Raw genomic sequence first — 26,223 nt, 5'->3', positions numbered from 1 at the left:
TCGGGCGGTTGGCCGGTTCTGTCAAAGGACTCATGAAATGAATGTCACTGTCTTAAGCGCAGGATACGCAGGACTTACCCAGGCTCGATGCCGCCGCTGGGCGATAGCCCAATGACGGTACTGATCACCGGGGTGGCGGGGTTCATCGGCTTTCACATGGCCAGAACGTTGTGCAGCCAGGGCGTTCAAGTGGTGGGCATCGACAACCTGAACGATTACTACAGCGTCGATCTCAAGCGTGCCCGACTGGCGCAGCTGGAAAATTACCCCTCCTTTCAGTTTCAGCAAATCGACATCGTCGACCCACACGCGTTGCTCGGGCTGTTCAGCGCGTCCGGGTTCAGCGAGGTCATTCATCTGGCGGCCCAGGCCGGTGTCCGGTATTCCATCGACCACCCGGGCGTGTACGCCGATTCCAACCTGGTCGGGTTTCTCAATGTCCTTGAAGCCTGCCGGGCACACCCCGTAAAGCACCTTGTTTACGCGTCGAGCAGCTCGGTGTACGGCGCCAATACCAAGATGCCGTTTGCGGTGGAAGACGCCGTTGAGCAACCCGTGTCTCTGTACGCCGCGACCAAGCGCGCCAACGAGCTCATGGCGTACAGCTATTCGCATCTGTACCGGATTCCGGCGACGGGCCTGCGGTTTTTCACCGTGTACGGCCCTTGGGGACGGCCGGACATGGCGCTGTTCAAATTTACCCGGGCCATCCTCAAAGGCGACCCCATCGATATCTACAACGACGGCGAGATGGCGCGGGATTTCACCTACGTGGACGACATCATCGAGTCGATGACCCGGCTGTTGCCCCGACCACCGCCACTCATGGAAAGGGGCGCGCCGTGTCAGCTTTTCAATATCGGGCGAGGTGCGCCGGTGAAGCTGCTCGACTTTATCCAGTGCCTGGAGGCGGCGCTGGGGATTCAGGCCAGGCGCAACTATCTGCCGCTTCAGCCGGGCGACGTGCTGCAAACCTGGGCGGATGTCTCCGGGCTGGCGAAATGGATCGACTTCAGTCCGCAGGTCGGGCTTGAGCAGGGCGTGGCTGAATTCGTGCGCTGGTACGGCGACTTCTATTCCTGCGACCAGAGCAAACAGGCCAGACAATCAAAACAAGAGGCGCGGTGGGCGTGATGAGTGAATCGGTGTTTGTGTCGGTATTGATCCCGGCAAAAAACGAAGCGCAAAACCTGCCTTCGTTGCTCAATGAAGTACGCAGCGCGCTGGCCGGGGAGCGCTACGAGGTGTTGGTGGTCGACGACGGCAGCACCGATGACACGCTGCGTGTGCTGCAGCAGATCAAGGCCGAAGGGTATGAGCCCCTGCGAATCCTGCACCACGGGGTTTCCCTCGGACAGAGCACCTCGATCTGGCATGCCGCCCAGGCCGCGCGCGGTGAGTGGCTGGCGACGCTGGACGGTGATGGCCAGAACGACCCCGCCGACTTGCCCGGCATGCTGGCGCTGGTGCGCAATGCCGGGCAGGGCACCGACCTCAACCAGGGCCAGCCGGTGAGGTTGGTGGCGGGGCATCGGGTCAACCGGCGAGACACCGCAAGCAAGCGCTGGGCGTCCCGCTTCGCCAATGCTTTGCGCAGCCGCCTGCTCAAGGACGCCACGCCTGATACGGGCTGCGGGCTGAAGCTGATCCAGCGAGCGGCGTTTCTGCAACTGCCATATTTCGATCACATGCACCGCTTCATTCCCGCGCTGATCCAGCGCCATCACGGCCGAATGATCGTTCATCCGGTTCACCATCGTCATCGTCAGGCCGGCGCTTCCAACTACGGCAATCTGGACCGTGCGCTTGTGGGCATCCTCGACCTGTTCGGGGTCTGGTGGCTGGTGCGCCGCACGCGACTCAACACCCGGCCCGAGGAGATGAACGGATGAATTTCACCCGCGAAACGCTCTGGCTCACGGTCGGATTTCTCGGTCAGGCGGTCTTCACCGGCCGTTTCGTCTTGCAATGGCTGTACAGCGAAATCAAGAAACGCAGCGTGATTCCGGTGGGCTTCTGGTACCTGAGCATGCTCGGCAGCGCGTTGTTGCTGCTCTACGCCATCTACCGCGAAGACCCGGTGTTCATCATCGGTCAGTCATTTGGCTTTGTGGTTTACCTGCGCAACCTGCAGCTGATTGCCAAACACAAAGACCTTAAGGAATAGCCGGTGGGACGTGTTCAATCTCCCGCGTTGCAGTGCCTGGCGCTGGTGGCGCTTGCGGTGATTCTGGTCGGCGCCGGCTTTGGTATCCGGCAGCCGCTCAATGTCGACGAAGAACGGTTTCTGGGCGTCGCGCTGGAAATGCTGCACAGCGGCAGTTGGCTGATCCCCCATCGGGCCGGTGAAATCTACGGCGACAAACCACCCTTGTTCATGTGGACGGTCGCGGTGTTCACCTGGCTGACCGGTTCGCCGTCGCTGGCCCTTTTCATCCCGGGCCTGCTCTCGGCGGGAACGGCCACCGCGGTGTTGTACGACCTGGGCCGGCGCCTGTGGTGCCGCAGGGTGGGTCGCATCGCCGCGCTGCTGTTTCTGGCGACTTACCAGACCTACAGCATTCTGCGCACCGGCCAGATCGACAGCTTCCTGTGCCTGTGGGTCGCGCTCGGCTTCTACGGCATGGTCCGTCATCTGCTGCTGGGACCGGCGTGGGGCTGGTTCTACGTCGCGTGTCTGGCCATGGGCCTGGGCATCATCAGCAAAGGGGTGGGTTTTCTGCCGGCATTGATGCTGGTGCCCTACGTCTATGCCGTCCGAAAGGGCTGGCCGGGTGTGACCGTCATGCCGGGGCAGGGGCTTCGCTGGGCGGCCGGTTTTCTGGTGGTGCTGGCGGGATGTGCGGTCTGGCTTGCCCCGCTGCTCGCCACCGTCTGGCTCAAGGGTGGCGTTGACGAAGTGGCGTACCTGAAGGAAATCCTGTTTCACCAGACCGGTGGCCGCTACGCGTCGGCCTGGGATCACCGCGAACCGTTCTGGTATTTCCTGACCGTCATTCTCCAGTACTGGCTGCCGCTGGTGCTGGCGTTGCCGTGGCTGGTGCCCGCCTGGCGTCGCCAATTGCGAAAGCACGACGCCCGGATCTTGTTGTTGCTGGGCTGGGTGGTCCTGGTGGTGCTGTTTTTCTGCCTGAGCACCGGCAAGCGCAAAATCTATATCTTCCCTGCGCTACCCGGCCTGGTGCTGGCCGCCGCGCCGCTGATTCCGTGGCTGCTTCGCCGCTGGTTTGGCAATCGTCCGAAGGCCCGCGCTGTGTTTGGCGTGGCGGTGGTGGCATGGTTTTGCCTGTGGTTCGGCCGTGGCTTCGTCGAACCGTTCACCGACGGCCCCAACCCCCACAAGGTGCTGATGAGCGAAGCTTCCCGGCTGACCGACGGCGCTGAACTGGTGCTGGTCGGCTGGCGGGAAGGGCACTGGCTGTTCGCCCGCCAGCCGGTGGTGCATTTCGGGTTTGCCGATCAATCCGCCGTCGAACACGCCGCGCTCTGGTTGCGCACCCATCCATCCGCCTTTGCCCTGGTGCCCGCCGCCGAACTGGAGCGCTGCTTCGTGGCCGACAAGGCTCGCCAGTTGGGATCAACGTCGAGGGCCGAGTGGTTGATCGTCGGCGCCGACGCGGACAATGGTCGTTGTCAGCCGCCGGCGCCCGTGCGCGCTTATCGCTTCTCGTGGGGTTCTGACGCGCTGTAGGCCCGTGGCGCGCACGGGCCCTTGGTTAGAATCGGCAGCTCGGCGTCTCTACGGATCATTCACCGCCGTTCAAAACACCCCTTGAGATCCTCAATCAAGCCTGGCCCGGTCGGCACCCAGCCCAATCGCGCCCGGGTTTTGCTGCTGTTGCTCGACATATCCCGTCCCACAAAGCTCGACAGCCAGCCGAACTGCGCCATCGCCTCGTCGGCTGGCACTGAAACAACGGGCAGTCCCAGGCCTTCACCCAGGGCTTCGGCGATGAGGTGGAAGGGGATGTGGCTTTCGGCGGTTGCATGATAGCGAGCGCCGGGTTGGTGTTTTTCCAGCGCGAGTCGGTACAGCTGGGCTGTGTCTGAAATGTGCGCGGCGGACCAGTGATTCATGCCTGCGTCGACATATGCGGAGACGCCGGTCCCCCGCGCGTGCTTGATGAGTTCGGTGACCAGACCCTGTTTGACCGTGTCGTGGATCTGCGACAGACGCATCACCACCACGTTGAGGCCGCGTTGCAACAGCGCCTCTGCTGCCCGTTCCGAGGCGGCGCGGGGATTGGGATGCTCGGCATTGAAATGATCCTCATCGGCAGGCTCGCCCGGTGCCGACGAGCCCATCGGTGTGGCCGAAGTGATCACTAACGGGCGCTGCGAGCCGTTCAGCGCTTCGCCCAGTGCGGCGATGGCCCGCGCATCTTTCTGGCAGTTGTCGACGAAGTGGGCGAAGTCGTGATCGAACGCGGTGTGAATGACCGCATCGCACTGCTCGGCGCCGAGTCTGAGGCTGGCGAGGTCTTCGAGGGTGCCGTGATGGGGCTCGGCGCCGATGGCGCGCAATGCGTCGGTGCCCGCTTGAGAACGGGTCATGCCCAGCACCTGGTGACCCGCGGCCAGTAGTTCCCGGGCGACGTGGGAGCCGATAAAACCTGTGGAGCCGGTAAGAAATACGCGCATTGCAGAAAACTCCTTTTGCTGAAGCGGGCAGGATGCGCGTAACGTTTATCCGCCTAAAAGACGTGACGTTATCAGGGTATAAAAACCAACAGGATCACCATGGCCAACCCGTCTGTTCATTTGCTGGGCACGTATCTGAAGGATTGCCGGGCGCGCCTGGACCCGGCCAGTTTCGGCTTTTCCGGCCGACGACGCACACCGGGTCTGCGCCGGGAAGAAGTCGCGCAGCGCGCCAATATCAGTGCGACCTGGTACACGTGGCTGGAGCAGGGGCGCGGCGGGGCACCCTCGGCGCAGGTGCTGAACCGGATTGCGGAAAGTCTGCTGATGACCGAACCCGAGCGCGAGCACCTGTTCATGCTCGCTTTCGGCCATCCGCCGGAAGTGGTCTACAGCGCGCCCGACGGGGTGACGCCGCGACTGCAACGGGTCCTCGACACCCTTGCGTTCAGCCCGGCGTTTATCAAAACGGCAACATGGGACGTGCTGGCCTGGAACACCGCAGCGGCGGCGGTCTTCACCGATTACAGCCTGCTGCCGGTGGGGCAACGCAACATCTTGCGCCTGATGTTTTGCAACCCGCGCGCCCAGGCCCGGCAGGCTGACTGGAACGCGGTGGCACGTTTCATCGTCGCGGCCTTTAGGGCGGATGCGACCCGGGCCGGCGCGGCGTCCGAGGTCAGCCGGCTGGCGGAAGAACTGTGCACCCTGAGCCCGGAATTCGCGGTGCTGTGGCGAGACAACGACGTGCGGCTACAGGGCGAGGGCACCAAACGCCTGCGCCACGACCCCCATGGCATCATTGAGCTGGAATACTCGAACTTTGCGGTGGACGGGCGACTGGATCTGTCGATGATCGTCTATAACCCGGTCACCGCCGCCGACGCCGATCGCGTACGGGCGGTGATCGAAGACCATTCCCGGCTGAAACCGGAGCTTTCTGTGGGACCGGCTTTAGCCGGGAAGGCGTCGGTAATCACACTGCAAAATTGATGGCGTACGCGCTGGCGTCTTCCCGGCTGAAGCCGGTCCTACCAGGGGTAGGCGGCGCATCGCAAATGGAGGGTGTTCAAACCGCCTCGGAAGGGCGGACCGCTTCAGGGGTGGATTCGGTCGTGGCTTCAGCATTGGCCTCAGCCAGCTTCAACCGGTCGGCCTTGCTGACGTAGGTGTCTTTGTTCTTCGGCGCCAGTTTGGCACTCGCCTTTTTTGCGTTGGCTCTGAGGATCTGGTTAAGTTTCTTGCGACGGTTCATGCCTGGTTACCCGGTGTGCAGATGCTGGACGGTGAAAAGGCAGGCAGTGAATCAGATCGCCGCTCAATCTGCCACACGCGTCTGCCACTATTGCCCCAATCGGGGACAAGGCGTAAGTGCATACCGACCCTTTCCTTTAAAGAAGAAACCGCAGAGAACCACGATGGATCTTGAAGACAGCTCATACCTGACAACCGTAGCGGCACTGGAAGCGGTGTATGGCCCGATCGCGCCGCCGTCTCTGGTCAAAGAAGTTGACCACATTCACCCGGTTTACCGGCCGTTCATCGAAGCGGCGTCCTTTGTGATCCTCGCCTCGTCGGGCGCAGGCGGCCTGGATGCCTCGCCGCGGGGAGATCAGCCAGGCTTCGTGCACATCGAAGACAGCCAGACGCTGTATCTGCCAGACCGACGCGGCAACAACCGCATCGACACCCTGCGCAATATCATCGAAGACCCGCGAGTCGCGCTGCTGTTTCTCGTACCGGGCGTGGGCGAAACCCTGCGCGTCAACGGCACGGCGCAGATCTCCATCGCGCCCGACCTGCTGGAGCGTTTTGCCGTGGACGGAAAGCCGCCAAAATCGGTGCTGCGAATCACCGTCACCAGCGTGTATTTCCAGTGCAGCCGGGCGGTGATCAGGGCAGGGCTGTGGGATGCGTCCAAACAGGTGCCGCGCAGCGCGCTGCCGACAGCGGGTCAGATTCTCAAGGAGGTTTCGAAGGCAGCCATCGACGGCGAGGCCTACGACAAGGCGCTGCCAGGCCGGATCGCCGACACGCTTTATTAGGCCATTCGTTCCGTGCAAGGGGCAGCCGTGGGACTCGCCCGGGGATGGCTCGCCGACGCGTTGCGCCTTACCATTGATGCCCGTCTACGATCAAAGCGACGACATGCCGTGAACATCAACTTCGACCTCAATGACCTTCAGGCTTTTCGTGCGGTGGTTGAAAAGCAGGGCTTTCGCCGGGCGGCCGAGTCCATCCGCATCACCCAGTCGGCGCTGAGCCGCCGCATCGAAAAGCTTGAGTCCGCCTTGGGGGTCAAGCTGTTTGAGCGGACCACGCGAAAGGTCTCGTTGACCAACGTCGGGCGAGCGTTTCTGCCCCAGGTCGAACGTCTCCTGGACGATCTGGATCTGGCGCTGCTCAGCATCGGCGACGGCGGCGCCAACCGCAGGGGCACGCTGACCGTGGCCTGCGTACCGTCTGCGGCCTACTATTTTCTGCCCCATGCGATCCGTAGCTTTCACGGGCAGTACCCGCTGATCAACATCAGGCTGATCGACGTTTCGGCCAACGAAGTCAGTGCAGCGGTGGCGTCAGGGGAAGCCGATTTCGGGGTGAGTTTCACCGGCAACCTGGCACCGGAAATCGAGTTCAGTCCGCTGCTCGAAGAGCACTACGTGATTGCCTGCCGCCGCGACCATCCGCTGGCCGTCCTCGACACCGTCACCTGGACCCAGGCGTGCGAACACGACTGCATTACGCTGGATAAATCTTCGGGCAATCGTCTGGTGCTGGATCGCGCGCTTTCCGGTTTTCAGCCGGGCAGGAACAGCGTCTGCGAAGCACGCCACGTGACGACGGTGCTTGGCCTGGTCGAGGCGGGGCTGGGCATTGCGGTGGTGCCGTCCATTGCGATGCCGATCTCTGCCCACCCGATCCTGGCCAAAGTGCGGCTGGTGGAGCCGGAGGTGATCAGGCAGATGGGCGTGCTGAAACGCCGCGGACGCACATTGACGCCCGCGGCACTGGAGCTGGAGCAGCGGATTCGCGCGCTGCCCGGGACGTTACCGCGGGACTGAGTCCAGGCCGGTCTCGCGAATGCTCGCCTGGGCGTCGGGGGATGACAAAAACTTCAGCAGCTCCTTCGCTTCAACGGGGTGATCGGCATTTTTCGGAATCCCGGCGGCATAGCGGGTCACCGATTGCACGTCTTCCGGAATCTTGCCGACAAAGGTCACGCCCGGGATCGGCAACAACTCGGCGACCTGCTGGAAGCCCAGCTGGTAGTCACCCTTGGCCACAACGGAGGCCACCGGAATGCGCTCGATCATCTTGCTTTTGGGCGCCAGCTGCGGCTGAACGCCGAGCTTCTTGAACAGCTCTTTCTCGATGTAGACGCCGCTTGCGCTGTCTGAATAGGCCACTGACTTGGCCGCCAGCAGGGTGTCTTTCAGTTCAGCATCGGTGCCGATGGCAGGTTTGTCGGCGCCGGCCTTCACTACCATGCCGATGCGCGAGTCCGCCAGTTCCACACGCGAGGCGGCGTCGACCTTGCCCTGCTTGATCAAATCATCCAGTGCGTAACCCACCATGATCACCACATCAGCATGCTCGCCGCGACTCAACCGGTTGGGGATGGCTTCTGCCGCTTTGCCCATCGACGGGCCGAGCACCGTTTTCAGCGTGTTGCCGCTGTGCTCTGCGTATTGCGGTCCCAAGTGTTGATAGGCGGCAGTGAAGCCGCCCGAGGTCATGACGGTCAGCGCTTCGGCGTAGGCTAGGTTGCCGTAGGCGCAGCTGGTCAGCGCCAAAACGCAGAGGGGTTTTAGTAAAGAGTTCATGACAGGGTCCTTCAAGCAGTGGCAAGTGACTGAGTGGCGAGACGGCGGTACAGCACCAGCGTCGCGGTAAAGGCGCACAGGGCGGCGAAGATCATCCAGTAGGCCGGCGCGGCCTTGTCGCCGGTCAGGTGAATGAGCCAGGTCGAGACAGCCGGCGTGAAGCCGCCGAAAATTGCTGTCGCCAGGCTGTAGGCGAGGGAGAAACCGGCCACGCGCACCTCCACAGGCATCATTTCCGTGAGCGCGGGAATCATCGCGCCGTTGTAAATGCCGTAGAGAAACGAGAACCACAGCAGCACTTCGAGCATGTGGGCAAAGGTCGGCGCCTGGGCCAGGAATGACAGCGCGGGATAGGCCGTCAGCAGCGTCAGCAGCGACATCGCCAGCAGCAGCGGCTTTCGCCCCATGCGATCACTCAGGGCGCCGCCGATGGGCAGCCAAAAGAAGTTCGACACCCCCACCAGCAGCGTCACGATCAGCGCATCACTGGTACTGAGCTGCAGCACCGAGCGGCCGAAGGTCGGTGCGTAAACGGTGATCATGTAAAAGGCGGTGGTGGTCATCGCCACCATCAGCATCCCGAGGATGACCACACTGGCGTTGCCGAGGAGGGTTGCGAACACTTCCTTCATCGTCGGGCGGTGTTTGCGCGTGGTGAACTCCGCGGTTTCTTCAAGGCTGCGGCGCAGCAGGAAAATGAACGGGATGATCAGGCAGCCGACGGCAAACGGAATGCGCCAGCCCCATGCCGACAGCTCGGTCGGGGCAAGCCATTGATTGAGGCCGTAACCCAGGGCGGCGGCGACAACGATGGCCACTTGTTGGCTAGCCGATTGCCAACTGGCGTAGAAACCTTTGCGCCCCGGCGTTGCCATTTCGGCGAGGTAGACGGACACGCCGCCCATCTCTGCACCTGCGGAGAATCCCTGCAGCAGCCGTCCGAGCAAGACCAGCGCCGGTGCCCACAGGCCGATCGTGGCGTAACCCGGCACCAGGACAATCAGCAAGGTGCCACTGGCCATGATCGCCAGGGTCACGATCAGACCGCGACGGCGGCCGACATCGTCGATGTACGCGCCCAGCAGCACGGCGCCCAGCGGCCGCATCAAGAACCCTGCACCGAAGACAGCGAACGTCATCATCAACGAGGCGAACTCGTTGCTGGCGGGAAAGAAAGCGGAGGCGATCTGGGTGGCGTAGAAGCCGAAGAGGAAGAAGTCGAACTGTTCAAGAAAGTTTCCGGAGGTGACCCGGAAGACCATTCCTGCCCTGGACTTCCCGGAGGAGGTCTGGCTTGGCGGTTGATGCATGTTGTTCTCCAGCGTTTTTTTTGAGTTTGTAAGCGCTTGTAACTGGAGATTCTGTGGCAATTTTCAGACGACGATAATCGTTATTTTTTCATCCTTTGATGCATGGATCGGATCAATTGCGAGGCCGTGGCGGGTGCTCACAGGCTGGATAGGCGTCGGCAGCCGTGGTCTACGGCCGCCGACCGGAATCGTCAGCGGGACTGTGTACCTTTGAGCATCAGCTCTTGAACATCCGGCTGAACCTGATTCACCGCGCCCAGGTATTCAATCAGCTCGGCTGCCCGACTGCCGCGCAATCCTGCGGTGGTCAGGGACTTGTCGCGCACATAGGTGTAGAGCCCGGAGACGGCGAACGCCTTGAGCTGGGCGATGTGCTTCGATTGTTCAGGCAGGGTGTTCTGGAACACGTCGCTCTGAAAAAAACGCCGACGCGCCAGTGGCGACTTGAACGCGATTTCCAGCACAGCCAGTTCGGCGCGGGCCGGGTTGGCAAAGTGCGCGACATTGGGCGCAGGTGGGTGCTGGCCATCGTTCTCGAAGGGTTCGCAGAGGTGCAGACAGACTTTCACCACTTCATCGGACGCTGCCAGCAGCGGTCCCAGATCTGACTTCAGGTACGCGTGCAGCTGCGCCAGGGTTTCCCGCGGGCTGAAGTGGATGTGAATACGGTCGAAGGTGTCGGTGCCGTTGAACCGCTCATCCGCCAGCGAATTGGTCAGCGTCAGCGAGCCTTGGGGCAGGGCGTAGGCCAGGGTTTCGTCGAACATGTTCTGCTCGTCCGAAAACAAAATCGGGCTGGCCTCCTGAAACTGCTTCTGGTCCGCAGCGGACTCGAAACCGATCTCCACCCCACCGTCCAGTTCGTAATCCTGAATCTCGCTGATGCCATCGGCGAGTGGCCAGAGGTGAGCATCCTGCTGCCGGGAAAAGTGGTGCTGGATGTACAAGCCCAAGCCCGGAAGCCGCGAGCACAGCGGGCCGTGGACGTCGCGCCAGTAATGGGCGAATACGTCATGGGGCACGCGCTCACGTCGTTTGACGGTGGTGTAGCTGTTGATCTCGATCATGGGGCACCTGTCAGTCGGGAAATGTTCAGTCGTAGTGATCGGATGCAGGTGCCGCTGCAGGGTTCAACGTTTTTACCGGACGTCGTCGGCAGGCCTACTCGGAAGCGACCTGCGTCACGCGAATGTCCGTCAGCTCGAGCTGGCCGGCCTGTTCGATAATTTCATCCGGCAGCGCGTCTGCGTTGGGCATCATCAGGCTGTTTTCGCTGTCGCCGAAATGCAGCTCAAGCAGGTGCATCGCCGCGTCGCTCGCTGACAGTTTCGGCTGATTCAGGTCGAAGCGATGATTGCGGGGTTCAGCGTTGAAGCGGTAGTCGACTGAATAGATGGGCATGCATGGCTCCATAGATGAGAAACGCTGGTCGGGTTACTTGCCGTTTTGTTTGTGCCTGACGTACATCACCGCCGTGCCACTGGACGCGGGTCTGGCTTGCAGCTCGAACGCCTGCGGGTAGCCCTTGATCAGGTCGCTGAGCTTTTTGTAGCCATGGGTGCGCGGGTCGAATTCCGGTCGCAGCTTGGTGATGTTGGTGCCGAGGGCGCCGAGCTGCACCCAGCCATCTTCGTCGGCGATGTCGTCGAGGATTTTCGCGATGAAGCTGATGGGCGCTTTGGGCCGTTTTGCCGTCTCGGTCGCTGCGGGTTTGGCCATTTCTGACTGCGCGGGAGCGTCGAGCGTTTGCTCTGCGCTGCCGGCGGCAATCACCTCTTCGCGGAGCAGTTCGATGTAGATGAATTTGTCGCAGGCCGCCACGAACGGTCGCGGCGTCTTCTCTTCTCCGAAGCCGATCACGGTCAGGCCCTCTTCGCGCAGTCGCGAGGCCAGGCGGGTGAAATCGCTGTCGCTGGAGACCAGGCAGAAGCCATCGAAGCGGCGCGTGTACAGCAGGTCCATGGCGTCGATGATCAGCGAGCTGTCGGTGGCGTTCTTGCCTTTGGTGTAGGCGAACTGCTGAATGGGCTGGATCGAGTGGTCGAGCAGGACCTTTTTCCAGCCGCCGAGCTGCGGCCCGGTCCAGTCGCCATAGATGCGCTTGACGCTGGCGACGCCGTATTTGGCGATTTCTTCGAACAGGCCTTCGACGATGGCGGCGGGGGCGTTGTCTGCATCGATCAGAACGGCGAGGTGTTTTTGAGCGTGGCTGGAGGGGTTCGTGGCCATGGATCTTCCTTGGCAGGGGAAAGCCACACCATACCTGCAAATCCTCATCGCAAACAGGCAACCCATTCTGTCTGCTGCGGCTCGGTTGTTCATTCATCGAGCCGCTGGCGACGTCGGACTAGTCCGGCACGGGCGTGGGCAAGTCTGTGCCGCTGTGCCAGGCGTGGAGGTTGGCCATGACCAAATCGGACATCGCCTGCCGGGTGTCCCACGTGGCGCTGGCCATGTGCGGGGTGAGCAGGACGTTGTCCAGATCAAGCAGCGCGGCGGCGGGGTGCGGTTCGTTTTCGTAGACGTCCACCGCCGCGCCGGCCAGACGGCTTTCGGCGAGGGCCCGGGCGAGGGCGTTTTCATCGACCACGCTGCCACGGCCGACGTTGATCAGGTAGCCCTTCGGTCCCAGCGCCTCCAGCACCTGCGCGTCCACCAGATGATGGGTGCTGGCGCCGCCACCGACGGCGACGACGAGAAAATCCACCGCCGCAGCCAGTTCAACCGCCGACGCGTAATAGGTGAACTCGACGTCCTGAGGCCGGCGCCCGGTGTAGGCGATCGACATGTCGAAGCCTTGAGCGCGACGGGCGATGGCAGCACCGATGCGGCCCAGACCAATGATGCCCAGTCGCGACCGGCTGACCTTGCGGCTGAAGGCGATGGGGCCATCTGCCCAGGCGCCCGAGCGGGTGAAACGGTCGGCCACCCGCAGGTTGCGCGCGATGCCCAGCATCAAGGCCATGGCGAAATCCGCCACGTCTTCGGTGAGCACATCGGGGGTGTGGGTGACGCGGATGCCACGTTCCCGCGCCGCCGCCACATCGACGCCGTCGTAGCCCACGCCGAACACGGCAATGACTTCCAGCGCAGGGAGGCTGTCGATCAACTGGCGGCTAACGGTGGATTCGCCATTGGCGACCATGGCGCGGATATCAGCGGTCGATTCGTCGACGCCGGTGCCGTCCTGATCGGCTTCCACCACTTCGTAGGTCGCGTTCAGCGCGTCATCGAGCATGGCCGGCAAGCGGGCAATTTTAAGGAGCCTTGGCTTCATCTAAACCTCTTGGGACAGGCGCCGCAGCGGGAGCAGTTGCGCGGGCGGTGACCGGTGCGGCACGGGGCGCGCGGGCCAGGAACAGTCCCAGCACACCGCCAGCGACCAAAGCTGCGGAGACCAGCAGCAGCGCGTAGTCGTAGCTTTGCGTGGCGTCCTTGATCCAGCCCATGACGGGCGGCAGGCCAAGGCCGGCGATGTTGGCGATAGAGTTGATCAGCGCGATGGACGCCGCAGCGGCAGCACCCGACAGGTATTCGGTGGTGGTCGCCCAGAACACCGGCGTGGCGGCCCAGTTCAGACCGACCGCCACCACCAGCAAGCCGTAGGCCAGCCACGGGTTGCTGGTCCACACTGCCAGCGCCAGCAGCACACCGGCCGCCATGAGCGGCAGCGCCAGGTGCCAGCCGCGCTCGCCCTTGCGGTCGGAATGGGTGCCGTTGAAATACATGAACACGCAGGCAAACAGGAAGGGCAGCGCGGACATGACGCTGACGGTGAACGATTCCTGGCCGGACACCGACTTGACGATCAGCGGCAGGAACAGCGTGATGCCGATGGTGCCGAACGCCTGCAACAGCCAGAACAGGCTCAACAGCCAGACCTGACGGCTGCGAAACGCGGTCTGCCAGGCGGCATGGTGGGAGATCGGCGAGCTCGCTTGCTCGGCAGCAATGGTCCGGCTCAGCCATTCCTTCTGATCGGCGTGCAGCCAGTGGGTGGTCTGCGGCGAATCCGGCAGGTAGCGCAACACAACGATCCCGAGGATCACCGCCGGCAGGCCTTCCAGCAGAAACAGCCAGCGCCAGCCGCTGACGCCGAAATACCCGTCCAGGTGCAGAAATGCGCCCGACAGCGGCAGGCCGATCACCGACGCCAGCGCGGCGCCGATGTAGAAGAACGACATGGCTTTGGCCCGATCGGTCTTCGGGTACCACTGCGACAGGTAGTAAATATGTTCGACTTGTCGATGTACGCGACCATGTACAGCAGCATCAGGAAGGGGATCAACTTGAGGTTGAGGCGCTTCATGGTGCTGGCGTGCAGGCCCGAATCCATTAATGGCTGGGGCATGGGATTTCCTGTTGTTTTTATATAAGGAGCTGCGGGAAGCGAAGACGTCCCACCATAGACGACATATTCTGATACCTCAATATGTGATTATCAGTCCCATATAGTGGGATTTCTCTAGGTGAGCTGACTCGAGATCTCGAGCCATGCTCTAAACGTGTTGGAGTCAGCTTGCTCACGAACGGGCCGGGGCATTGGGCCACTTTCTCCGCGGACTGAAGATAGCTTTCGCGAGCAAGCTCGCTCCCACGGGATCGAGGAACGGCTTGAGATTTCGAGTGATGGGCAAGGCGTGTGGGAGGGCTCCCACGGGATCGCGGAACGGCTTGAGATTTCGAGTCATGCGCAAGACGTGTGGGAGTGAGCTTGCTCACGAAAGGGCCGGTACATTGGGCCACTTTCTCCGCGGACTGAGGATAGCCTTCGCGAGCAAGCTCGCTCCCACAAGATCGAGGAACGGCTTGAGATTTCGAGTGATGGACAAGACGTGTGGGAGTGCTCCCACGGGACCGCGGAACGGCTTGAGATTTCGAGTCATGCGCAGGACCTGTGGGAGTGAGCTTGCTCACAAAAGGGCCGGGACATTGGGCCACTTTCTCCGCGGACTGAAGATAGCTTTCGCGAGCAAGCTCGCTCCCACGGGATCGCGGAACGGCTAGAGATTTCGAGTGATGGGCAAGGCGTGTGGGAGTGCTCCCACGGGATCGCGGAACGGCTTGAGATTTCGAGTCATGCGCAGGGCGTGTGGGAGTGAGCTTGCTCACGAAGGGGCCGGGACATTCGGCCACTTTCTCCACGGACTGAAGATAGCCTTCGCGAGCAACCTCGCTCCCACAAGATCGCGGAACGGCTCGAGATTTCGAGTGATGGGCAAGGCGTGTGGGAGTGCTCCCACGGGATCGCGGAACGGCTTGAGATTTCGAGTCATGCGCAAGACGTGTGGGAGTGAGCTTGCTCACGAAAGGGCCGGGACATTTGGCCACTTTCTCCGCGGACTGAAGATAGCTTTCGCGAGCAAGCTCGCTCCCACAAGATCGAGGAACGGCTTGGGATTTCGAGTCATGCGCAGGACGTGTGGGAGTGAGCTTGCTCACGAAAGGGCCGGTACATTGGGCCACTTTCTCCGCTGACTGAAGATGGCCTTCGCGAGCAAGCTCGCTCCCACAAGATCGAGGAACGGCTAGAGATTTCGAGTGATGGGCAAGGCGTGTGGGAGTGCTCCCACGGGATCGCGGAACGGCTTGGGATTTCGAGTCATGCGCAGGACGTGTGGGAGTGAGCTTGCTCACGAAGACGGCATTTCAGCCGCTGAAGATTTAGCGGTGGTTGAGGGCGTTCTTATTCAGAAAGCGGCCCGGATGATCCGGGGCAGGCAAGCGACACGCGTCATAACGGCCAAACAGCTTGTAGCGGTTCAGCGCGATCTTGTCGTACAGCCAGTCGCGCAACACCCTCGGGAACATCCGCGCCATGAGCAGCCAGTGCCATCGGGCGGGCAGGTGGGCCAAGATCTTGAACATCGCGTCCGAGCGCACATAAAAGCGGTCGTTTTCCACCAGCACGATGGTGTTGAACTGGTCCTGGGGCAACCCGGCCCATTTCAGCAGCGCCTGACCCTCGGGCAACTGCACGGCCGCCAGCGTCAGGCGGTGCTCGCGGTCCTGGCTGATGATGAAGGTCGCCCAGCCATTGCACAGCTTGCAGGTGCCGTCGAACAACACGACGGCCCGGCCGGTGGCAAGCCCGGAGTTACCGTTGGGCTTCACGCGAAACCCGTGACAGCATGGGGAACGTAAGGCGCTTCAAGGCGTTTCACTTCATCATCGCTGAGCACCAGTTCCAGCGCCGCGATCGCATCGTCCAGATGGTGCGGCTTGGAGGCACCGACAATCGGTGCCGACACGCCCCGCTGGGCCAGCACCCAGGCCAGCGCGACCTGCGCCATGGGCACGCCGCGCTCGCCGGCAATCTGCTCGACCACATCAATGACGCGGCCATCTTCGACTTCCGTCGCCTCGTAAAACGACTGGCCAGAGATGTCGGTTTTCGTGCGTTCGGTTTGCTGACCGTGGGGCCGGGTGAGCCTGCCACGGGCCATCGGGCTCCAGGGCATCAGGCCGACGCCCTGATCCAGGCACAGCGGAATCATTTCGCGCTGTTCTTCGCGGTACAGCAGATTGAGGTAGTTCTGCATGGACACGAAGCGGCTCCAGCCATGGGCTGTCGCGACCTGCTGAGCCTTGGCGAACTGCCAGGCGAACATCGACGACGCGCCGATGTAGCGCGCCTTGCCGGCCCGCACCACGTCGTTCAGCGCTTCCATGGTTTCTTCGATGGGGGTGTGATAATCCCAGCGATGAATCTGGTACAGGTCGACGTAATCGGTGCCGAGCCGCGTCAGGCTGGCGTCGATGTTGGCCATGATGGCTTTTCTCGACAGGCCCTGTTCGTTGGGTCGCTTGGAGCCTTCCCACATGTTGGCCGGAAAAAACACCTTGGTCGCGATGACGGTTTCTTCGCGACGGGTGAACTCCTTCAGCAGCTTGCCGACGATGACTTCCGAGGTGCCCGCCGAATAGCTGTTGGCCGTGTCGAAGAAGTTGATGCCTTGCTCGACGGCATGCTTGATGATCGGCCGGCTGGCGTTTTCATCCAGCGTCCACGGGTGCGTGCCGGCATCCGGGTCGCCAAACGTCATGCACCCCAGGCACAGCCTCGACACGTCCAGACCCGTGGAACCCAGCTTTACAAACTTCATGCTTTACCTCCGAAATCATCTGATGCCGCAAACAGGCGGCTCACTGTTGCGATTCCGCGGGTGCCATTAAGTTCTGAATTGCATCACCAGACCGTTCAGGCCCACCGCCAGTTGCGACAGTTCATTGCTCGCCGCCGAAGTCTGATGGGCGCCGGCAGAGGTCTGCAGCGACAGATCGCGGATGCTGGTCAGGTTGCGATCGACTTCCCGCGCGACCTGGGCCTGTTGTTCAGTGGCGGTGGCGATGCTGACGTTGCGCTCGTTGATCAGCACGATGGCGGTTTTGATTTCGGCGAGGGCACGACCGGCGGCACCGGCCACGTCCAGGCTGACCCGGGCGCGCTCGCTGCTCTGGCCCATCGCGGTGACCGCCTTGTGTGTGCCGCCCTGAATCGAGTCGATCATCTTTTCGATCTCGGCGGTGGACTGCTGGGTGCGGTGGGCCAGGGCCCGCACTTCATCGGCCACCACCGCGAAACCACGTCCGGCTTCGCCTGCGCGGGCCGCTTCGATGGCCGCGTTGAGGGCGAGCAGATTGGTCTGATCGGCGATGCCGCGGATCACGTCCAGTACGCCGCTGATGTTCTGCACTTGGCCGGCCAGGCCATTGATCTCATCCGCTGTGCTGCCGACCGAGTCATGCAGCTCGTTGATCGCCGAGATGGTTTCGTTGACCCGCAGGCGGCCCTGTTCCGCCGAGTCGCTGGAATCCCGCGCCGCCGTTGAGGCCAGGGAAGCGTTGTGGGCGACTTCTTCCACCGCTGCGCTCATCTGATTGATGGCGGTGGCGGCCTGATTGATTTCGTCATTCTGACGCTGAACCCCGCGCAGGGATTCTTCGGTCACGGCGGTCATCTCTTCGGAAGTCGAGGCCAGCTGATTGGACGAGTGGCCGAGCTCCGAGAGGGTGTGGCGCAGGTTCTGTTGCATCACCGACAGCGCTTGCAGCAGGCGGCCCGGCTCATCGGAACCGTCCACTTGAATCGGCTTGCTCAGGTCGTTGGCAGCGATGTTCTCCGCGACGGCCAGGGCCTTGGCGATGGGTGCGACCAGGCTGCGGGTAAACAGCGCAGCCAGGGCAAGGGTGGCGGCGAGGGCGATCACGATGGCGCCAATGATGACATCGCGGGACTGGGCGTAACTTTCATCTGCCGCGACATCCGAGTCCTGCATTTTCTGGTTGCCCAGGTCGGCGATGGTCGCGATGTCCTTGGCGAGGGCGTCGGCCGCGCGGGTCTGTTCCCCGGAGGGCTCGGTCAGCGAAACGATGATGTCATCCCGTTTCTGCGCCACGGCGTCGAGAAAGCGCGTGTGCACGGCGAGGTAGGCCTGCATGTCGCGCTCCATCTCGCGGTAGGCGTTCAGGCCACGCTCGGTGATCAGCAATGACCTCAGGCCCTGCACGTCTTTCTCCAGTTCGGCACGGCCCTGACTGACGCGCTTCATGGCGGCGTCGGTGCTGGCGGGGCTTTGTGCGGCGCGCAGGCTGGTGTTGCCGAGGCGGATGGTCAGCAGGTCATTTTTGATGTCGGCGATGGCGAGGAGGGTGGGCAGCACGTTGTCCTGCAGGGCGTCGCGGGCGTCTTTCAGCCTGGACGATTGCATCAGTGAGAACAGTCCGACGGCGGCGATCAATACGGCGAAAAAGCCGAAGCAGATCAGCGAGCGGGGAGCAATGTTGAGGCGTCTGAGGTTCATCTGGGGGCTGTCCGTAGAAGAGGAATCCCCCTGTTATCGACCTGAATCGGTTCAGCTTGATGGCGGATTATCCTCTTTTTGGCAGAAATGCAGTGTCTGGGCCATCCTTTTGGATGGATCCGGTTGCCGTCGCAGGCTCGGACGGCAACCCCGTTATGTCAACCTCGTGTCGGGAAGGCGTCATTTGTCTCGACGTAAATGGATGGCGCACACGCTGGCATATTCCCGGCTAAAGCCGGTCCCACTAGCACAGCGCGTATCGATAGTGGGACCGGCTTCAGCCGGGAAGGCGTCGGATGGCACACCGCGAAATTGATGGTGCTCGCGCTGGCCGATTCCCGGCTGAAGCCAGTCCTACCAAGCAGCAGCCCGTGTATGCTTTCGGCCGCGCCCTGATCGAGTACGTCCCATGCTCCATAAAAACCTCATCCGCCGACTCGACCTGATTACCCTCAAGCTCTTCGTGGCGGTTTACGAAGAAGGCACCCTGACCCGGGCGGCGGCGCGGGAGGCGATTGCGGTCTCGGCTGCGAGCAAGCGGCTGATGGAGCTGGAAGAAGTGCTCGGCATTGGCCTGTTCGTACGCAATGCCAAGGGCATGCTGTTGACCGCGGCAGGCGAGACGATGTTGCACCATGCGCGGCGGATGCTCTCCGATCTGGAAAAAATGGGACTTGAACTCGACGAGCACCTGCAGGGCATGCGCGGTTATGTGCGGATGCTGGCCAACCTCTCGGCCATCATTCAGTTCTTGCCGGAAGACCTGCACGCCTTCGTGGCCACTCATGAGTTGGTCAAAGTCGATCTCGAAGAGCGGCCCAGCAACGGCGTCGTGCAGGGCTTGGTCGATGGTGTCGCGGACATCGGCATCTGCTCTGAAGACACCGACACTCAGGGCCTTCACAGCGCACCGTATCGCCGCGACGAACTGGTCGTCGTGATGCGTGACGATCACCCGCTCGCCGGGCTGCAACAGGTGGCGTTCGAGGACACCCTGGGCAATGACTACATCGGCTTGCACGCCGCCAGCTCCATCAACATGCGTACCCAGAACGCCGCTCGCGCCCACGGCAGGCCGCTGCGGGTGCGCATCCACGTGCCGGGTTTCGACGCCATGTGCCGGATGGTCCAGGCCGACATGGGCATCGGCGTGCTGCCGCGCAAGGCGTTCGACCTGCTCGGTCCGTCGCTGGGCCTCAGGGCCGTAGGCTTGAGCGATGCATGGGCCCGGCGCACGCTGATTCTGGTGGTGCGCGACACTGCGGCACTGTCGCCGGTCAGCCAGTTGCTGTTCGAGCATCTGCAGAGCCACGGAGGCTAAGCGTTCGCGTTTTGCGAACGGTCGTTGCCAACTGACGGTTGGATTTGCCGAACCCCGTTCCTCTAGTCTTGGCGACAAATTCCAAGAAAGACTCGAGGTAACCGCTATGACAGGCCCCCTTCAAGGCGTGCGCGTCATTGAAATCGGCACACTGATCGCTGCACCCTTTGCCGCCCGCCTGCTGGGCGAGTTCGGTGCCGAGGTGATCAAAATCGAATCCATGGGGCAGGGCGATCCGCTTCGTAAATGGCGAAAGCTGCACGAAGGCACTTCGCTGTGGTGGTACCTGCAGTCGCGCAACAAAAAGTCCCTTTCGCTGAACCTCAAATCTCCCGAAGGCATCGACATCGTCAAGCGGCTGGCTGAAAGCGCTGACGTGTTGATCGAAAACTTGCGGCCCGGTGCGCTGGAAAAACTGGGTCTGGGTTGGGACGTGCTCCACGCGCTGAACCCCAAACTCACCCTCGTGCGCATTTCCGGCTACGGCCAGTCCGGTCCTTACCGCGACCGTCCCGGGTTTGGCGCCATTGGCGAAGCCATGGGTGGCATCCGCTACACCACCGGCACGCCGGGCTCGCCCCCGGCGAGGGTCGGGGTCAGCCTGGGGGATTCGCTGGCGTCAATGCACGCGGTGATGGGCGCGCTGATGTCGCTGTTGCGGGTCAAGACCGGCCAGGGCGATGGTCAGGTGGTCGATGTGTCCCTGGCCGAAAGCGTGTTCAACGTCATGGAGAGCCTGGTGCCGGAATACGACATGCTTGGCCACGTCCGTGAGCGCAGTGGCGGCGCACTGCCGGGCATTGCGCCGTCCAACACTTACCCGACCGCCGATGGTGCCTACGTGGTCATCGCCGGCAACAGCGACCCGATCTTCAAGCGCCTGATGCAGACCATTGGCCGCGCCGATCTGGCCGAGGATCCCGAGTTCGCCCACAACGACGGCCGCGCCGCCCAGAGCGACATGCTCGACGGGGCGATCAGCGCGTGGTCGTCGGCCTTGCCCATCGACAACGTGCTCAAGGCGCTTGAAGCGGCCGAGGTGCCGGCGGGGCGGATCTACAACGTCGCGGACATCGTCGCCGATCCTCACTACCAGGCGCGCGGGATGATCCTCTACGCCGATCTGCCGGGCGGGGCCATTGTGAAGATGCCGGGCATCGTGCCGAAACTCTCCGAGACCCCAGGCTCCGTGAACTGGCAAGGCCCTGCGCTGGGGCAGCACACTGACAGTGTGCTCGGCGAGCTGGGCATGAGCGCCGATGACATTGCGCAGCTCAAGCACAGTGGGGTGGTGCAATGATCACCGACTTTTCCCAGCGCCTGATCGTGCAGGAAGTGTCGCCGCGCGACGGCTTGCAGATCGAGCCGACCTGGGTGGACACCGCTGACAAGATCGCTTTGATCGACCAACTTTCTCTCGCCGGTTTCAGCCGAATCGAAGCCGGTTCTTTTGTTTCTCCCAAAGCCATTCCGGCCTTGCGCGACGGGGATGAGGTGTTTCGCGGCATCCGGCGCCAGCCCGGTGTGATCTACGTCGCCCTGATTCCCAACCTGCGCGGTGCCCAGCGGGCCATCGAGGCGGGTGCCGATGAGTTGAATCTGGTGATGTCCGCCAGCCAGACCCACAACCGCGCGAACATGCGCATGGGCTGCGAGCAGTCTCTGGCGGCCTTTGCCGAGGTGGTCGCACTGGCCTCGGGCACTGGGCTTAGCCTGAACGGCTCCATTGCCACCACGTTCGGTTGCCCGTTCGAGGGCCGCATCGATGAAGACCGTGTGCTGCGGATCGTCGATAACTATCTGGCGTTGGGCATGCACGGCATTTCCCTGGCCGACACCACTGGCATGGCCAACCCCCGTCAGGTGTTTTCGCTGGTGCAGCGCGTGCTGACCCGTGTCCCGGCCTCGGCGCTGACGCTGCATTTTCACAACACCCGCGGCCTGGGGCTGAGCAATGTGCTCGCCGCTTACGAAGCGGGGGCGCGGCGCTTTGATGCCTCGCTGGGCGGTCTCGGTGGCTGCCCGTTTGCGCCGGGTGCATCGGGGAATATCTGCACCGAGGACCTGGTGAATATATGCGATGAGATGGGCATCGAGACAGGCATTGACCTGGCGCATCTGCTCGTCCTGTCGCGCGGTTTACCGGAGCTACTGGGCCATGAAATGCCGGGGCAGGTAGCCAAGGCAGGGCGCAACCGTGATCTACACCCGGCGCCGGAAAATCTGCCCGGTTGACGCGGCGCCCGTCCCGGTTTTCCCCCACAAACGCGCGCACTCCGCTGCGTGCGCGTCCAGACAACAAAAACAATAGGGCTCTTTCAGAGAGTCCATCTGGAGTATCGCAATGACCGTCTCTGTTCTGACCCCGAACAGCAGCCTCGCCGAGGTTGTAAGCGCCGAAAAGGCACTGATCCGCAAGGTCGCCTGGCGTTTGATGCCGTTGATCATGGTCTGCTACCTGTTCGCGTTTTTTGATCGCATCAACATCAGTTTCGCCAAGTTTCAGCTGCAGACGGATCTGAGCCTGAGCGACACCGCGTACGGGCTGGGGGCGAGCCTGTTCGTCATCGGCTACGTGCTGTTCGAAGTGCCGAGCAACATCATGCTGTACAAGGTGGGCGCCCGGCGCTGGATTGCCCGCATCATGATGTCGTGGGGCGTTGCCACGGCGCTGATGGTCTTCGTCACCGCCGAATGGCAGTTCTATGTGCTGCGTTTCATCATCGGCGCCATGGAAGCGGGGTTCGCACCGGGCGTGCTGTTTTACCTGACGCTCTGGTTCCCGCAGACCTACCGGGGTCGCATTACGTCGATTCTATTCTTGGCGTCGGCCTTCGCCGGGTTGCTTGGCGCGCCGGTCTCGGGGCTGGTACTCGGTCATATGGACGGCGTGATGCAATTGCGTGGCTGGCACTGGCTGTTCCTGCTTGGCGGCCTACCTTGCATTGCCCTCGGTTTCGCTGTGCTGAAGCTGCTCAAGGACCGTGTCGCGGATGCCCACTGGCTGACCGACGACGAGAAGACATATCTGTCGAGCCGCATCGCCGAGCATGAGCCGAACAAGCAGGGCGGTTCGCTGCTGACCGCGCTGAAAATGCCGGGCTTCCTGATGCTCGGGCTCATTTATTTCCTGATTCAGGTGGCGTCCTACGGCCTTAACTTCTGGGCGCCGCAGCTGATTCGCAGCGCCGGCGTCGAAAGCCCGGTGATCATCGGGATGCTCACGGCCATCCCTTACATCTTCGGCGCCATCAGCATGATCGTTGTTGGACGCCTCTCGGACGCCAGCGGCGAACGCCGCAAATTCGTCTGCGGGCTGATGGTGCTTGGGGCCATCGGTTTCTTCAGCGCGGGATTTTTTGCCCAGCACACCAGCCTGTTGATCGTCTCCCTGGCCATGCTCGGTGGCGGGATCGTCGCCGCCATTCCGGCATTCTGGACCCTCCCGCCCATGCTGTTGGCGGGCGCAGGTGCCGGCGCTGCGGGCGGTATCGCGCTGATCAACACCCTGGGGCAGTTTGGCGGCATCGTCAGCCCGGTGATGGTCGGCGGGATCAAAGACCTCACCGGCACCACCACGCCTGCGCTTTACGTCATCGGCGTCAGCAGCCTGGTCGCGGCGGGCCTGTTAATGTGGGCATTGCCGCAGAAGCTGAGAACGCTGGACAAGAACGAACACTGAGGTCCGTCAGGCCTGCCTGACGGTCGACCTCATTAGCCCACGGAGCGCACGCAATGATTGATCACCTCGACCATCTGGTCCTGACCACTGTGGACGCTGAGGCCTGCAAAGATTTCTACGTTCGCGTCATGGGCATGCAGCTGGAAACCTTCGGCAGCGGCCGCCTGGCGTTTCGCTTTGGCAACCAGAAGATCAACGTCCACGAGCGCGGTCACGAGTTCGAGCCCAAGGCTCACCTGCCGGTGCCCGGCGCGCTGGACCTGTGCTTCATCGCCAGCCAGACCCTCGACGCGGTGATCGCGCACTTGCAGGCCGAGGCGTGGCCCATCGTGGAAGGCCCGGTCCAGCGCACCGGTGCCACAGGCCCGATTCGGTCGGTTTATGTGCGTGATCCCGATCTCAACCTGATCGAGATTTCTGAACTGATGGGCTGACAGCGCTGGTCGCGCCCACAGGATCTACATCCACCTGTAACGGCTGCGGCAGCGGTTTTGATGAGCGTTCGGTTGCCCGTCGGTGTTTCGTGTCAGCCCTTCGGCTCTTTCGTCCCCAGCACATCACGAATGCTGTCGACCACGTTGCTGTCCTTGATGACGTCGTTGAGCCAGCCTTCCAGCGGCATGTTGCCCCATTTGATCGCGCGTTCGATCAGGTACGGCACCGGGCTCTGCGGCTCGGTCTGTTTGAAGAACTGGGCGACGCCGGCGAGCATGGTGAAGGCTTCGTCGCGGGTCAGCGGCGTGGTGCGCAGTGGCGCCGACGCGGTGTCTTTCACGGTGATGGTCATGGCAGGGCCCGCAGCAGGTTGATCGGCCGGTTCGGCGACAGGTTCGGCGGTCGGCTGGGCAGGCGCGGGATTGATTTCCACGCCACGGTCCTTGAGCAGTTTTTCAGCCAGTTGCGCGGCGCGGGAGAGGATCTCGCTCAGACCGGCAAAGCTTGGCGCCTCAACACCGAACAGGCGATCGGCCGTGGCTTGCAACTGCCGGCAGGCCTGCAGGCTGTCGGTGATTTCCGATGCCTTGCGCAGAAAGTGCTCGGTGTCGGTCAGCACCACCGAACGCTGGAAGATTTCCGCGTTGATCTTGCCTTCGTCCAGTGCGACGCGCATCGCCTGCGGATTCTGCAGGGCCAGGTTTTCGATGTGCCGGGATTCGTCGTAGCGCAGCAGGCCGAACTGATCGCCCTGGGTGATCGGCAGCCCGCCGACCACATCGGCCAGGGTGGTTTTCAGCCAGGCCAGGCGTGCCGCGCGCTCTTCCAGGCCTTCGTCCAGCGCCGGGTACAGGTCATCCCAGAAGCGCTCAAGAATCCGCTCGGCCAGGGTCAGGCCGAAGGTGATGCCGAGAAAGTGGTATTTGTGCGCCAGGGCTTCACTGAGCCAGGCGACCAGCATCAGATCCTTGCTCTGCTGAGCAAGGCCTTGTGCAGCCAGGGTGATCGTCAAGTCCCAATCCGAGGATTTCAGATCGGTCTGCCAGTCACCCTGGGTCAGGTAATCAGGGTCCGCTCGACGAGCTTCCTTGACGTTGTCGAACAGCGTGGAAAAGCTCAGGTCTTCGCCGCTTCCTCCATCGATCGGCGCTGTCAGTTCGGTCAGTGAAAGGTCGTTGAGAAATTCAGACATGGTCAACTCGGGATAAGAAAAAAGAACACCGCGCCGATCCAGCCGACGCGGTGTTGATTACGGCCCGCTGCGCCAGGCAACGGACCGCTGTGACTACTCGATCAAGCGAAAACCTTGTTCGCAGTACGGTCCCAACCGCCAGTGACGTTACCGCCACCCTGGCCATCGGCACGGCTCTGCTGGGTGTACGTGGTTTTGATGCGAGCGAAGTTGAAGCTGATTTCTTCGATCGGCAGGTCGCTGACGGCTTTGTCTTCGCCATCCTGACTGCCACCGGCAACGGCCTTGACCGACGACACCACAACCTCTTCCAGGTTGATGGTCAGGTAGGTCAGCTTGTCGCCGCCCGCACGGTTGACGTTCAGCTGGATCTTGGCGATGTGAGTGCCTTTGCAGCACGCTTCGAACAACTTTGCAGACGCTTTGTCGACTGCTTTGCGGATGCTGAAATCGCTCAGTGCAACACGCTCGGAGGACGCACCGCCCGAAGAGCTGGCAGTCGCCGACGTCGCTTGGGTGGCGCCGTACTCGTAGCCGAGTACTTCAATCCAGTCCTTGTGCTTGTCATCCAGAACTTCGCCTGGAATGCCGTCGATCTGAATATATGCGTCAAATGCCATTTCTTGATTCTCCTTACTTACAGGTTGGGGCTAGCCGTCCAGCGGCCAGGTCACGCCCCTTGATTTGACCCCTCTGAAGCGTCAGAGGAATCGGTTGCCGCTGCCCGGGCCTTCATGCAACAGGGCCCTGGCGTCGGGTTCTTCAGATGCCTGCGCCCAATCAGTTGAGCGCACGCACCTCGATTTCTACGCGCCGGTTCGGCTCAAGGCACTGGATCAACTGCGCGCGCGGCTGCTGCATGTCGCACTTGACCAGCGGCTTCTCGCTGCCTTCGCCCACGGCCTCCACCAGCTCGGCGGGCACGCCCTTGCCGACCAGATAGGTCTTGATGGTTTGCGCCCGCTGCCTGGACACCTGCAGGTTGACCTGACGGTCGCCGAGCTGGTCGGCGTG

The 26,223-nt window shown here is 62.3% G+C and carries 26 protein-coding genes and 2 pseudogenes; 12 read left to right on the top strand and 16 right to left on the bottom strand.

All coding sequences use genetic code 11. From position 1 onward, the window contains the following. Nucleotides 1–111 precede the first annotated feature (111 nt). From QMX88_RS20360 to QMX88_RS20345, 4 genes are read left to right on the top strand one after another with little or no spacing between them, the layout of a single operon-like run. Nucleotides 112–1,134 (top strand): NAD-dependent epimerase/dehydratase family protein, encoded by a 1,023-nt coding sequence (locus QMX88_RS20360; protein WP_282372026.1) that lies wholly within the window; start codon nt 112–114, stop codon nt 1,132–1,134. Next, nucleotides 1,134–1,892, top strand: a complete 759-nt coding sequence (locus QMX88_RS20355; protein WP_282372025.1) for a glycosyltransferase family 2 protein — start codon at nt 1,134–1,136, stop codon at nt 1,890–1,892. Before QMX88_RS20360 ends, QMX88_RS20355 begins: the two co-directional genes overlap by 1 nt. Next, nucleotides 1,889–2,167 carry a lipid-A-disaccharide synthase N-terminal domain-containing protein gene (locus tag QMX88_RS20350; protein ID WP_192173500.1) on the top strand — a complete coding sequence of 93 codons (279 nt, stop codon included), beginning with the start codon at nt 1,889–1,891 and terminating at the stop codon, nt 2,165–2,167. Before QMX88_RS20355 ends, QMX88_RS20350 begins: the two co-directional genes overlap by 4 nt. A gap of 3 nt (nt 2,168–2,170) precedes the next feature. Then, the gene (locus tag QMX88_RS20345; protein WP_282372023.1) at nt 2,171–3,691 is read left to right on the top strand and encodes an ArnT family glycosyltransferase; all 1,521 of its coding nucleotides are present in this window, start codon (nt 2,171–2,173) and stop codon (nt 3,689–3,691) included. A 59-nt stretch (nt 3,692–3,750) separates the two neighbouring features. On the opposite strand, the gene QMX88_RS20340 is transcribed toward QMX88_RS20345, so the two are convergent. Beyond that, entirely contained in the window at nt 3,751–4,641 is an 891-nt protein-coding gene (locus QMX88_RS20340; RefSeq protein ID WP_282372021.1) for an SDR family oxidoreductase, read from the bottom strand. Nucleotides 4,642–4,740: 99 nt separating this feature from the next. Here QMX88_RS20340 and QMX88_RS20335 point away from each other — a divergent pair, with 99 nt between their 5' ends. Then, nucleotides 4,741–5,634: a helix-turn-helix transcriptional regulator gene (locus QMX88_RS20335; RefSeq protein WP_282372020.1), complete on the top strand. Its 894-nt coding sequence runs from the start codon at nt 4,741–4,743 to the stop codon at nt 5,632–5,634. A 76-nt stretch (nt 5,635–5,710) separates the two neighbouring features. Here QMX88_RS20335 and QMX88_RS20330 read toward each other — a convergent pair whose 3' ends face one another. Beyond that, the gene (locus QMX88_RS20330) at nt 5,711–5,896 is read right to left on the bottom strand and encodes a DUF2986 domain-containing protein (protein WP_282372019.1); all 186 of its coding nucleotides are present in this window, start codon (nt 5,894–5,896) and stop codon (nt 5,711–5,713) included. 163 nt (nt 5,897–6,059) lie between these two features. On the opposite strand from QMX88_RS20330, the gene QMX88_RS20325 reads away from it, so the two are divergent. Beyond that, nucleotides 6,060–6,686: a pyridoxamine 5'-phosphate oxidase family protein gene (locus tag QMX88_RS20325; protein WP_282372018.1), complete on the top strand. Its 627-nt coding sequence runs from the start codon at nt 6,060–6,062 to the stop codon at nt 6,684–6,686. Nucleotides 6,687–6,794: 108 nt separating this feature from the next. After that, nucleotides 6,795–7,703, top strand: a complete 909-nt coding sequence (locus QMX88_RS20320) for a LysR family transcriptional regulator (protein WP_282372017.1) — start codon at nt 6,795–6,797, stop codon at nt 7,701–7,703. On the opposite strand, the gene QMX88_RS20315 is transcribed toward QMX88_RS20320, so the two are convergent. From QMX88_RS20315 to QMX88_RS29805, 11 genes and pseudogenes are all read right to left on the bottom strand, one after another. Beyond that, nucleotides 7,689–8,465 (bottom strand): substrate-binding domain-containing protein, encoded by a 777-nt coding sequence (locus QMX88_RS20315; protein ID WP_282372016.1) that lies wholly within the window; start codon nt 8,463–8,465, stop codon nt 7,689–7,691. The genes QMX88_RS20320 and QMX88_RS20315 overlap by 15 nt on opposite strands. Before the next feature lie 11 nt (nt 8,466–8,476). Then, nucleotides 8,477–9,775: an MFS transporter gene (locus tag QMX88_RS20310; RefSeq protein WP_192173508.1), complete on the bottom strand. Its 1,299-nt coding sequence runs from the start codon at nt 9,773–9,775 to the stop codon at nt 8,477–8,479. Nucleotides 9,776–9,966: 191 nt separating this feature from the next. After that, nucleotides 9,967–10,842, bottom strand: coding sequence for an EthD domain-containing protein (locus QMX88_RS20305; protein ID WP_282372015.1), 876 nt, complete (start codon nt 10,840–10,842; stop codon nt 9,967–9,969). Nucleotides 10,843–10,936: 94 nt separating this feature from the next. Continuing rightward, entirely contained in the window at nt 10,937–11,176 is a 240-nt protein-coding gene (locus QMX88_RS20300) for a hypothetical protein (RefSeq protein WP_282372014.1), read from the bottom strand. Nucleotides 11,177–11,209: 33 nt separating this feature from the next. After that, nucleotides 11,210–12,004, bottom strand: coding sequence for an NYN domain-containing protein (locus QMX88_RS20295; protein WP_282372013.1), 795 nt, complete (start codon nt 12,002–12,004; stop codon nt 11,210–11,212). Between the two features lie 118 nt (nt 12,005–12,122). Next, nucleotides 12,123–13,052 carry a 2-hydroxyacid dehydrogenase gene (locus QMX88_RS20290; RefSeq protein ID WP_282372012.1) on the bottom strand — a complete coding sequence of 310 codons (930 nt, stop codon included), beginning with the start codon at nt 13,050–13,052 and terminating at the stop codon, nt 12,123–12,125. Then, nucleotides 13,033–13,959 (bottom strand): MFS transporter, encoded by a 927-nt coding sequence (locus QMX88_RS20285; RefSeq protein WP_282372011.1) that lies wholly within the window; start codon nt 13,957–13,959, stop codon nt 13,033–13,035. Before QMX88_RS20285 ends, QMX88_RS20290 begins: the two co-directional genes overlap by 20 nt. A gap of 1,480 nt (nt 13,960–15,439) precedes the next feature. Further along, entirely contained in the window at nt 15,440–15,889 is a 450-nt protein-coding gene (locus QMX88_RS20280) for a thiol-disulfide oxidoreductase DCC family protein (RefSeq protein WP_282372010.1), read from the bottom strand. Beyond that, complete coding sequence (locus QMX88_RS20275) at nt 15,886–16,881, bottom strand: aldo/keto reductase (RefSeq protein ID WP_282372009.1); 996 nt, start codon at nt 16,879–16,881, stop codon at nt 15,886–15,888. The genes QMX88_RS20280 and QMX88_RS20275 overlap by 4 nt, the downstream gene beginning before the upstream one ends. 66 nt (nt 16,882–16,947) lie before the next feature. Continuing rightward, nucleotides 16,948–17,544 (bottom strand): annotated as a pseudogene (locus QMX88_RS29810) (methyl-accepting chemotaxis protein); the annotation flags it as partial. 309 nt (nt 17,545–17,853) lie between these two features. Then, nucleotides 17,854–18,579 (bottom strand): annotated as a pseudogene (locus QMX88_RS29805) (MCP four helix bundle domain-containing protein); the annotation flags it as partial. Between the two features lie 409 nt (nt 18,580–18,988). On the opposite strand from QMX88_RS29805, the gene QMX88_RS20265 reads away from it, so the two are divergent. The 5 genes from QMX88_RS20265 (at nt 18,989) to QMX88_RS20245 (ending at nt 24,016) form a co-directional block, all read left to right on the top strand. Next, nucleotides 18,989–19,900, top strand: a complete 912-nt coding sequence (locus QMX88_RS20265; RefSeq protein ID WP_282372006.1) for a LysR family transcriptional regulator — start codon at nt 18,989–18,991, stop codon at nt 19,898–19,900. A gap of 106 nt (nt 19,901–20,006) precedes the next feature. Then, the gene (locus QMX88_RS20260; RefSeq protein ID WP_282372005.1) at nt 20,007–21,200 is read left to right on the top strand and encodes a CaiB/BaiF CoA transferase family protein; all 1,194 of its coding nucleotides are present in this window, start codon (nt 20,007–20,009) and stop codon (nt 21,198–21,200) included. Then, on the top strand, nt 21,197–22,135 hold the full coding sequence (locus QMX88_RS20255; RefSeq protein ID WP_282372004.1) for a hydroxymethylglutaryl-CoA lyase: 939 nt from the start codon (nt 21,197–21,199) through the stop codon (nt 22,133–22,135). Before QMX88_RS20260 ends, QMX88_RS20255 begins: the two co-directional genes overlap by 4 nt. 109 nt (nt 22,136–22,244) lie before the next feature. Continuing rightward, nucleotides 22,245–23,582 carry an MFS transporter gene (locus QMX88_RS20250; protein WP_282372003.1) on the top strand — a complete coding sequence of 446 codons (1,338 nt, stop codon included), beginning with the start codon at nt 22,245–22,247 and terminating at the stop codon, nt 23,580–23,582. Nucleotides 23,583–23,635: 53 nt separating this feature from the next. Continuing rightward, a complete protein-coding gene (locus tag QMX88_RS20245) occupies nt 23,636–24,016 on the top strand; it encodes a VOC family protein (RefSeq protein ID WP_282372002.1) in 381 nt (126 codons plus the stop codon). 92 nt (nt 24,017–24,108) lie between these two features. Here the strand turns inward: QMX88_RS20245 and tssA are convergent, their stop codons facing one another. The 3 genes from tssA to QMX88_RS20230 all read right to left on the bottom strand — a co-directional run. Beyond that, on the bottom strand, nt 24,109–25,209 hold the full coding sequence (gene tssA / locus QMX88_RS20240; RefSeq protein WP_282372000.1) for a type VI secretion system protein TssA: 1,101 nt from the start codon (nt 25,207–25,209) through the stop codon (nt 24,109–24,111). Nucleotides 25,210–25,310: 101 nt separating this feature from the next. Further along, a complete protein-coding gene (locus tag QMX88_RS20235; protein ID WP_065988935.1) occupies nt 25,311–25,829 on the bottom strand; it encodes an Hcp family type VI secretion system effector in 519 nt (172 codons plus the stop codon). Nucleotides 25,830–25,989: 160 nt separating this feature from the next. Further along, nucleotides 25,990–26,223, bottom strand: a 234-nt coding sequence (locus tag QMX88_RS20230; protein WP_282371999.1) for an OmpA family protein, incomplete at its 5' end; no start/stop codon positions are given.

This window comes from Pseudomonas sp. PS02290, assembly GCF_029960075.1.
In the GTDB taxonomy this organism is placed as follows: Bacteria; Pseudomonadota; Gammaproteobacteria; order Pseudomonadales; family Pseudomonadaceae; genus Aquipseudomonas.
The sequence above is the reverse complement of the archived record's forward strand: the minus strand, read 5'-3'. Positions and strand labels throughout refer to the sequence as shown.

Bases quoted from the DNA above. Each gene is read 5' to 3' on its own strand.
- QMX88_RS20360 (WP_282372026.1), top strand. From the start codon at position 112: ATGACGGTACTGATCACCGGGGTGGCGGGGTTCATCGGCTTTCACATG.
- QMX88_RS20355 (WP_282372025.1), top strand. From the start codon at position 1,134: ATGAGTGAATCGGTGTTTGTGTCGGTATTGATCCCGGCAAAAAACGAA.
- QMX88_RS20350 (WP_192173500.1), top strand. From the start codon at position 1,889: ATGAATTTCACCCGCGAAACGCTCTGGCTCACGGTCGGATTTCTCGGT.
- QMX88_RS20340 (WP_282372021.1), bottom strand. From the start codon at position 4,641: ATGCGCGTATTTCTTACCGGCTCCACAGGTTTTATCGGCTCCCACGTC.
- QMX88_RS20335 (WP_282372020.1), top strand. From the start codon at position 4,741: ATGGCCAACCCGTCTGTTCATTTGCTGGGCACGTATCTGAAGGATTGC.
- QMX88_RS20330 (WP_282372019.1), bottom strand. From the start codon at position 5,896: ATGAACCGTCGCAAGAAACTTAACCAGATCCTCAGAGCCAACGCAAAA.
- QMX88_RS20325 (WP_282372018.1), top strand. From the start codon at position 6,060: ATGGATCTTGAAGACAGCTCATACCTGACAACCGTAGCGGCACTGGAA.
- QMX88_RS20315 (WP_282372016.1), bottom strand. From the start codon at position 8,465: ATGAACTCTTTACTAAAACCCCTCTGCGTTTTGGCGCTGACCAGCTGC.
- QMX88_RS20310 (WP_192173508.1), bottom strand. From the start codon at position 9,775: ATGCATCAACCGCCAAGCCAGACCTCCTCCGGGAAGTCCAGGGCAGGA.
- QMX88_RS20305 (WP_282372015.1), bottom strand. From the start codon at position 10,842: ATGATCGAGATCAACAGCTACACCACCGTCAAACGACGTGAGCGCGTG.
- QMX88_RS20300 (WP_282372014.1), bottom strand. From the start codon at position 11,176: ATGCCCATCTATTCAGTCGACTACCGCTTCAACGCTGAACCCCGCAAT.
- QMX88_RS20295 (WP_282372013.1), bottom strand. From the start codon at position 12,004: ATGGCCACGAACCCCTCCAGCCACGCTCAAAAACACCTCGCCGTTCTG.
- QMX88_RS20290 (WP_282372012.1), bottom strand. From the start codon at position 13,052: ATGAAGCCAAGGCTCCTTAAAATTGCCCGCTTGCCGGCCATGCTCGAT.
- QMX88_RS20285 (WP_282372011.1), bottom strand. From the start codon at position 13,959: ATGTCGTTCTTCTACATCGGCGCCGCGCTGGCGTCGGTGATCGGCCTG.
- QMX88_RS20275 (WP_282372009.1), bottom strand. From the start codon at position 16,881: ATGAAGTTTGTAAAGCTGGGTTCCACGGGTCTGGACGTGTCGAGGCTG.
- QMX88_RS20265 (WP_282372006.1), top strand. From the start codon at position 18,989: ATGCTCCATAAAAACCTCATCCGCCGACTCGACCTGATTACCCTCAAG.
- QMX88_RS20260 (WP_282372005.1), top strand. From the start codon at position 20,007: ATGACAGGCCCCCTTCAAGGCGTGCGCGTCATTGAAATCGGCACACTG.
- QMX88_RS20255 (WP_282372004.1), top strand. From the start codon at position 21,197: ATGATCACCGACTTTTCCCAGCGCCTGATCGTGCAGGAAGTGTCGCCG.
- QMX88_RS20250 (WP_282372003.1), top strand. From the start codon at position 22,245: ATGACCGTCTCTGTTCTGACCCCGAACAGCAGCCTCGCCGAGGTTGTA.
- QMX88_RS20245 (WP_282372002.1), top strand. From the start codon at position 23,636: ATGATTGATCACCTCGACCATCTGGTCCTGACCACTGTGGACGCTGAG.
- tssA (WP_282372000.1), bottom strand. From the start codon at position 25,209: ATGTCTGAATTTCTCAACGACCTTTCACTGACCGAACTGACAGCGCCG.
- QMX88_RS20235 (WP_065988935.1), bottom strand. From the start codon at position 25,829: ATGGCATTTGACGCATATATTCAGATCGACGGCATTCCAGGCGAAGTT.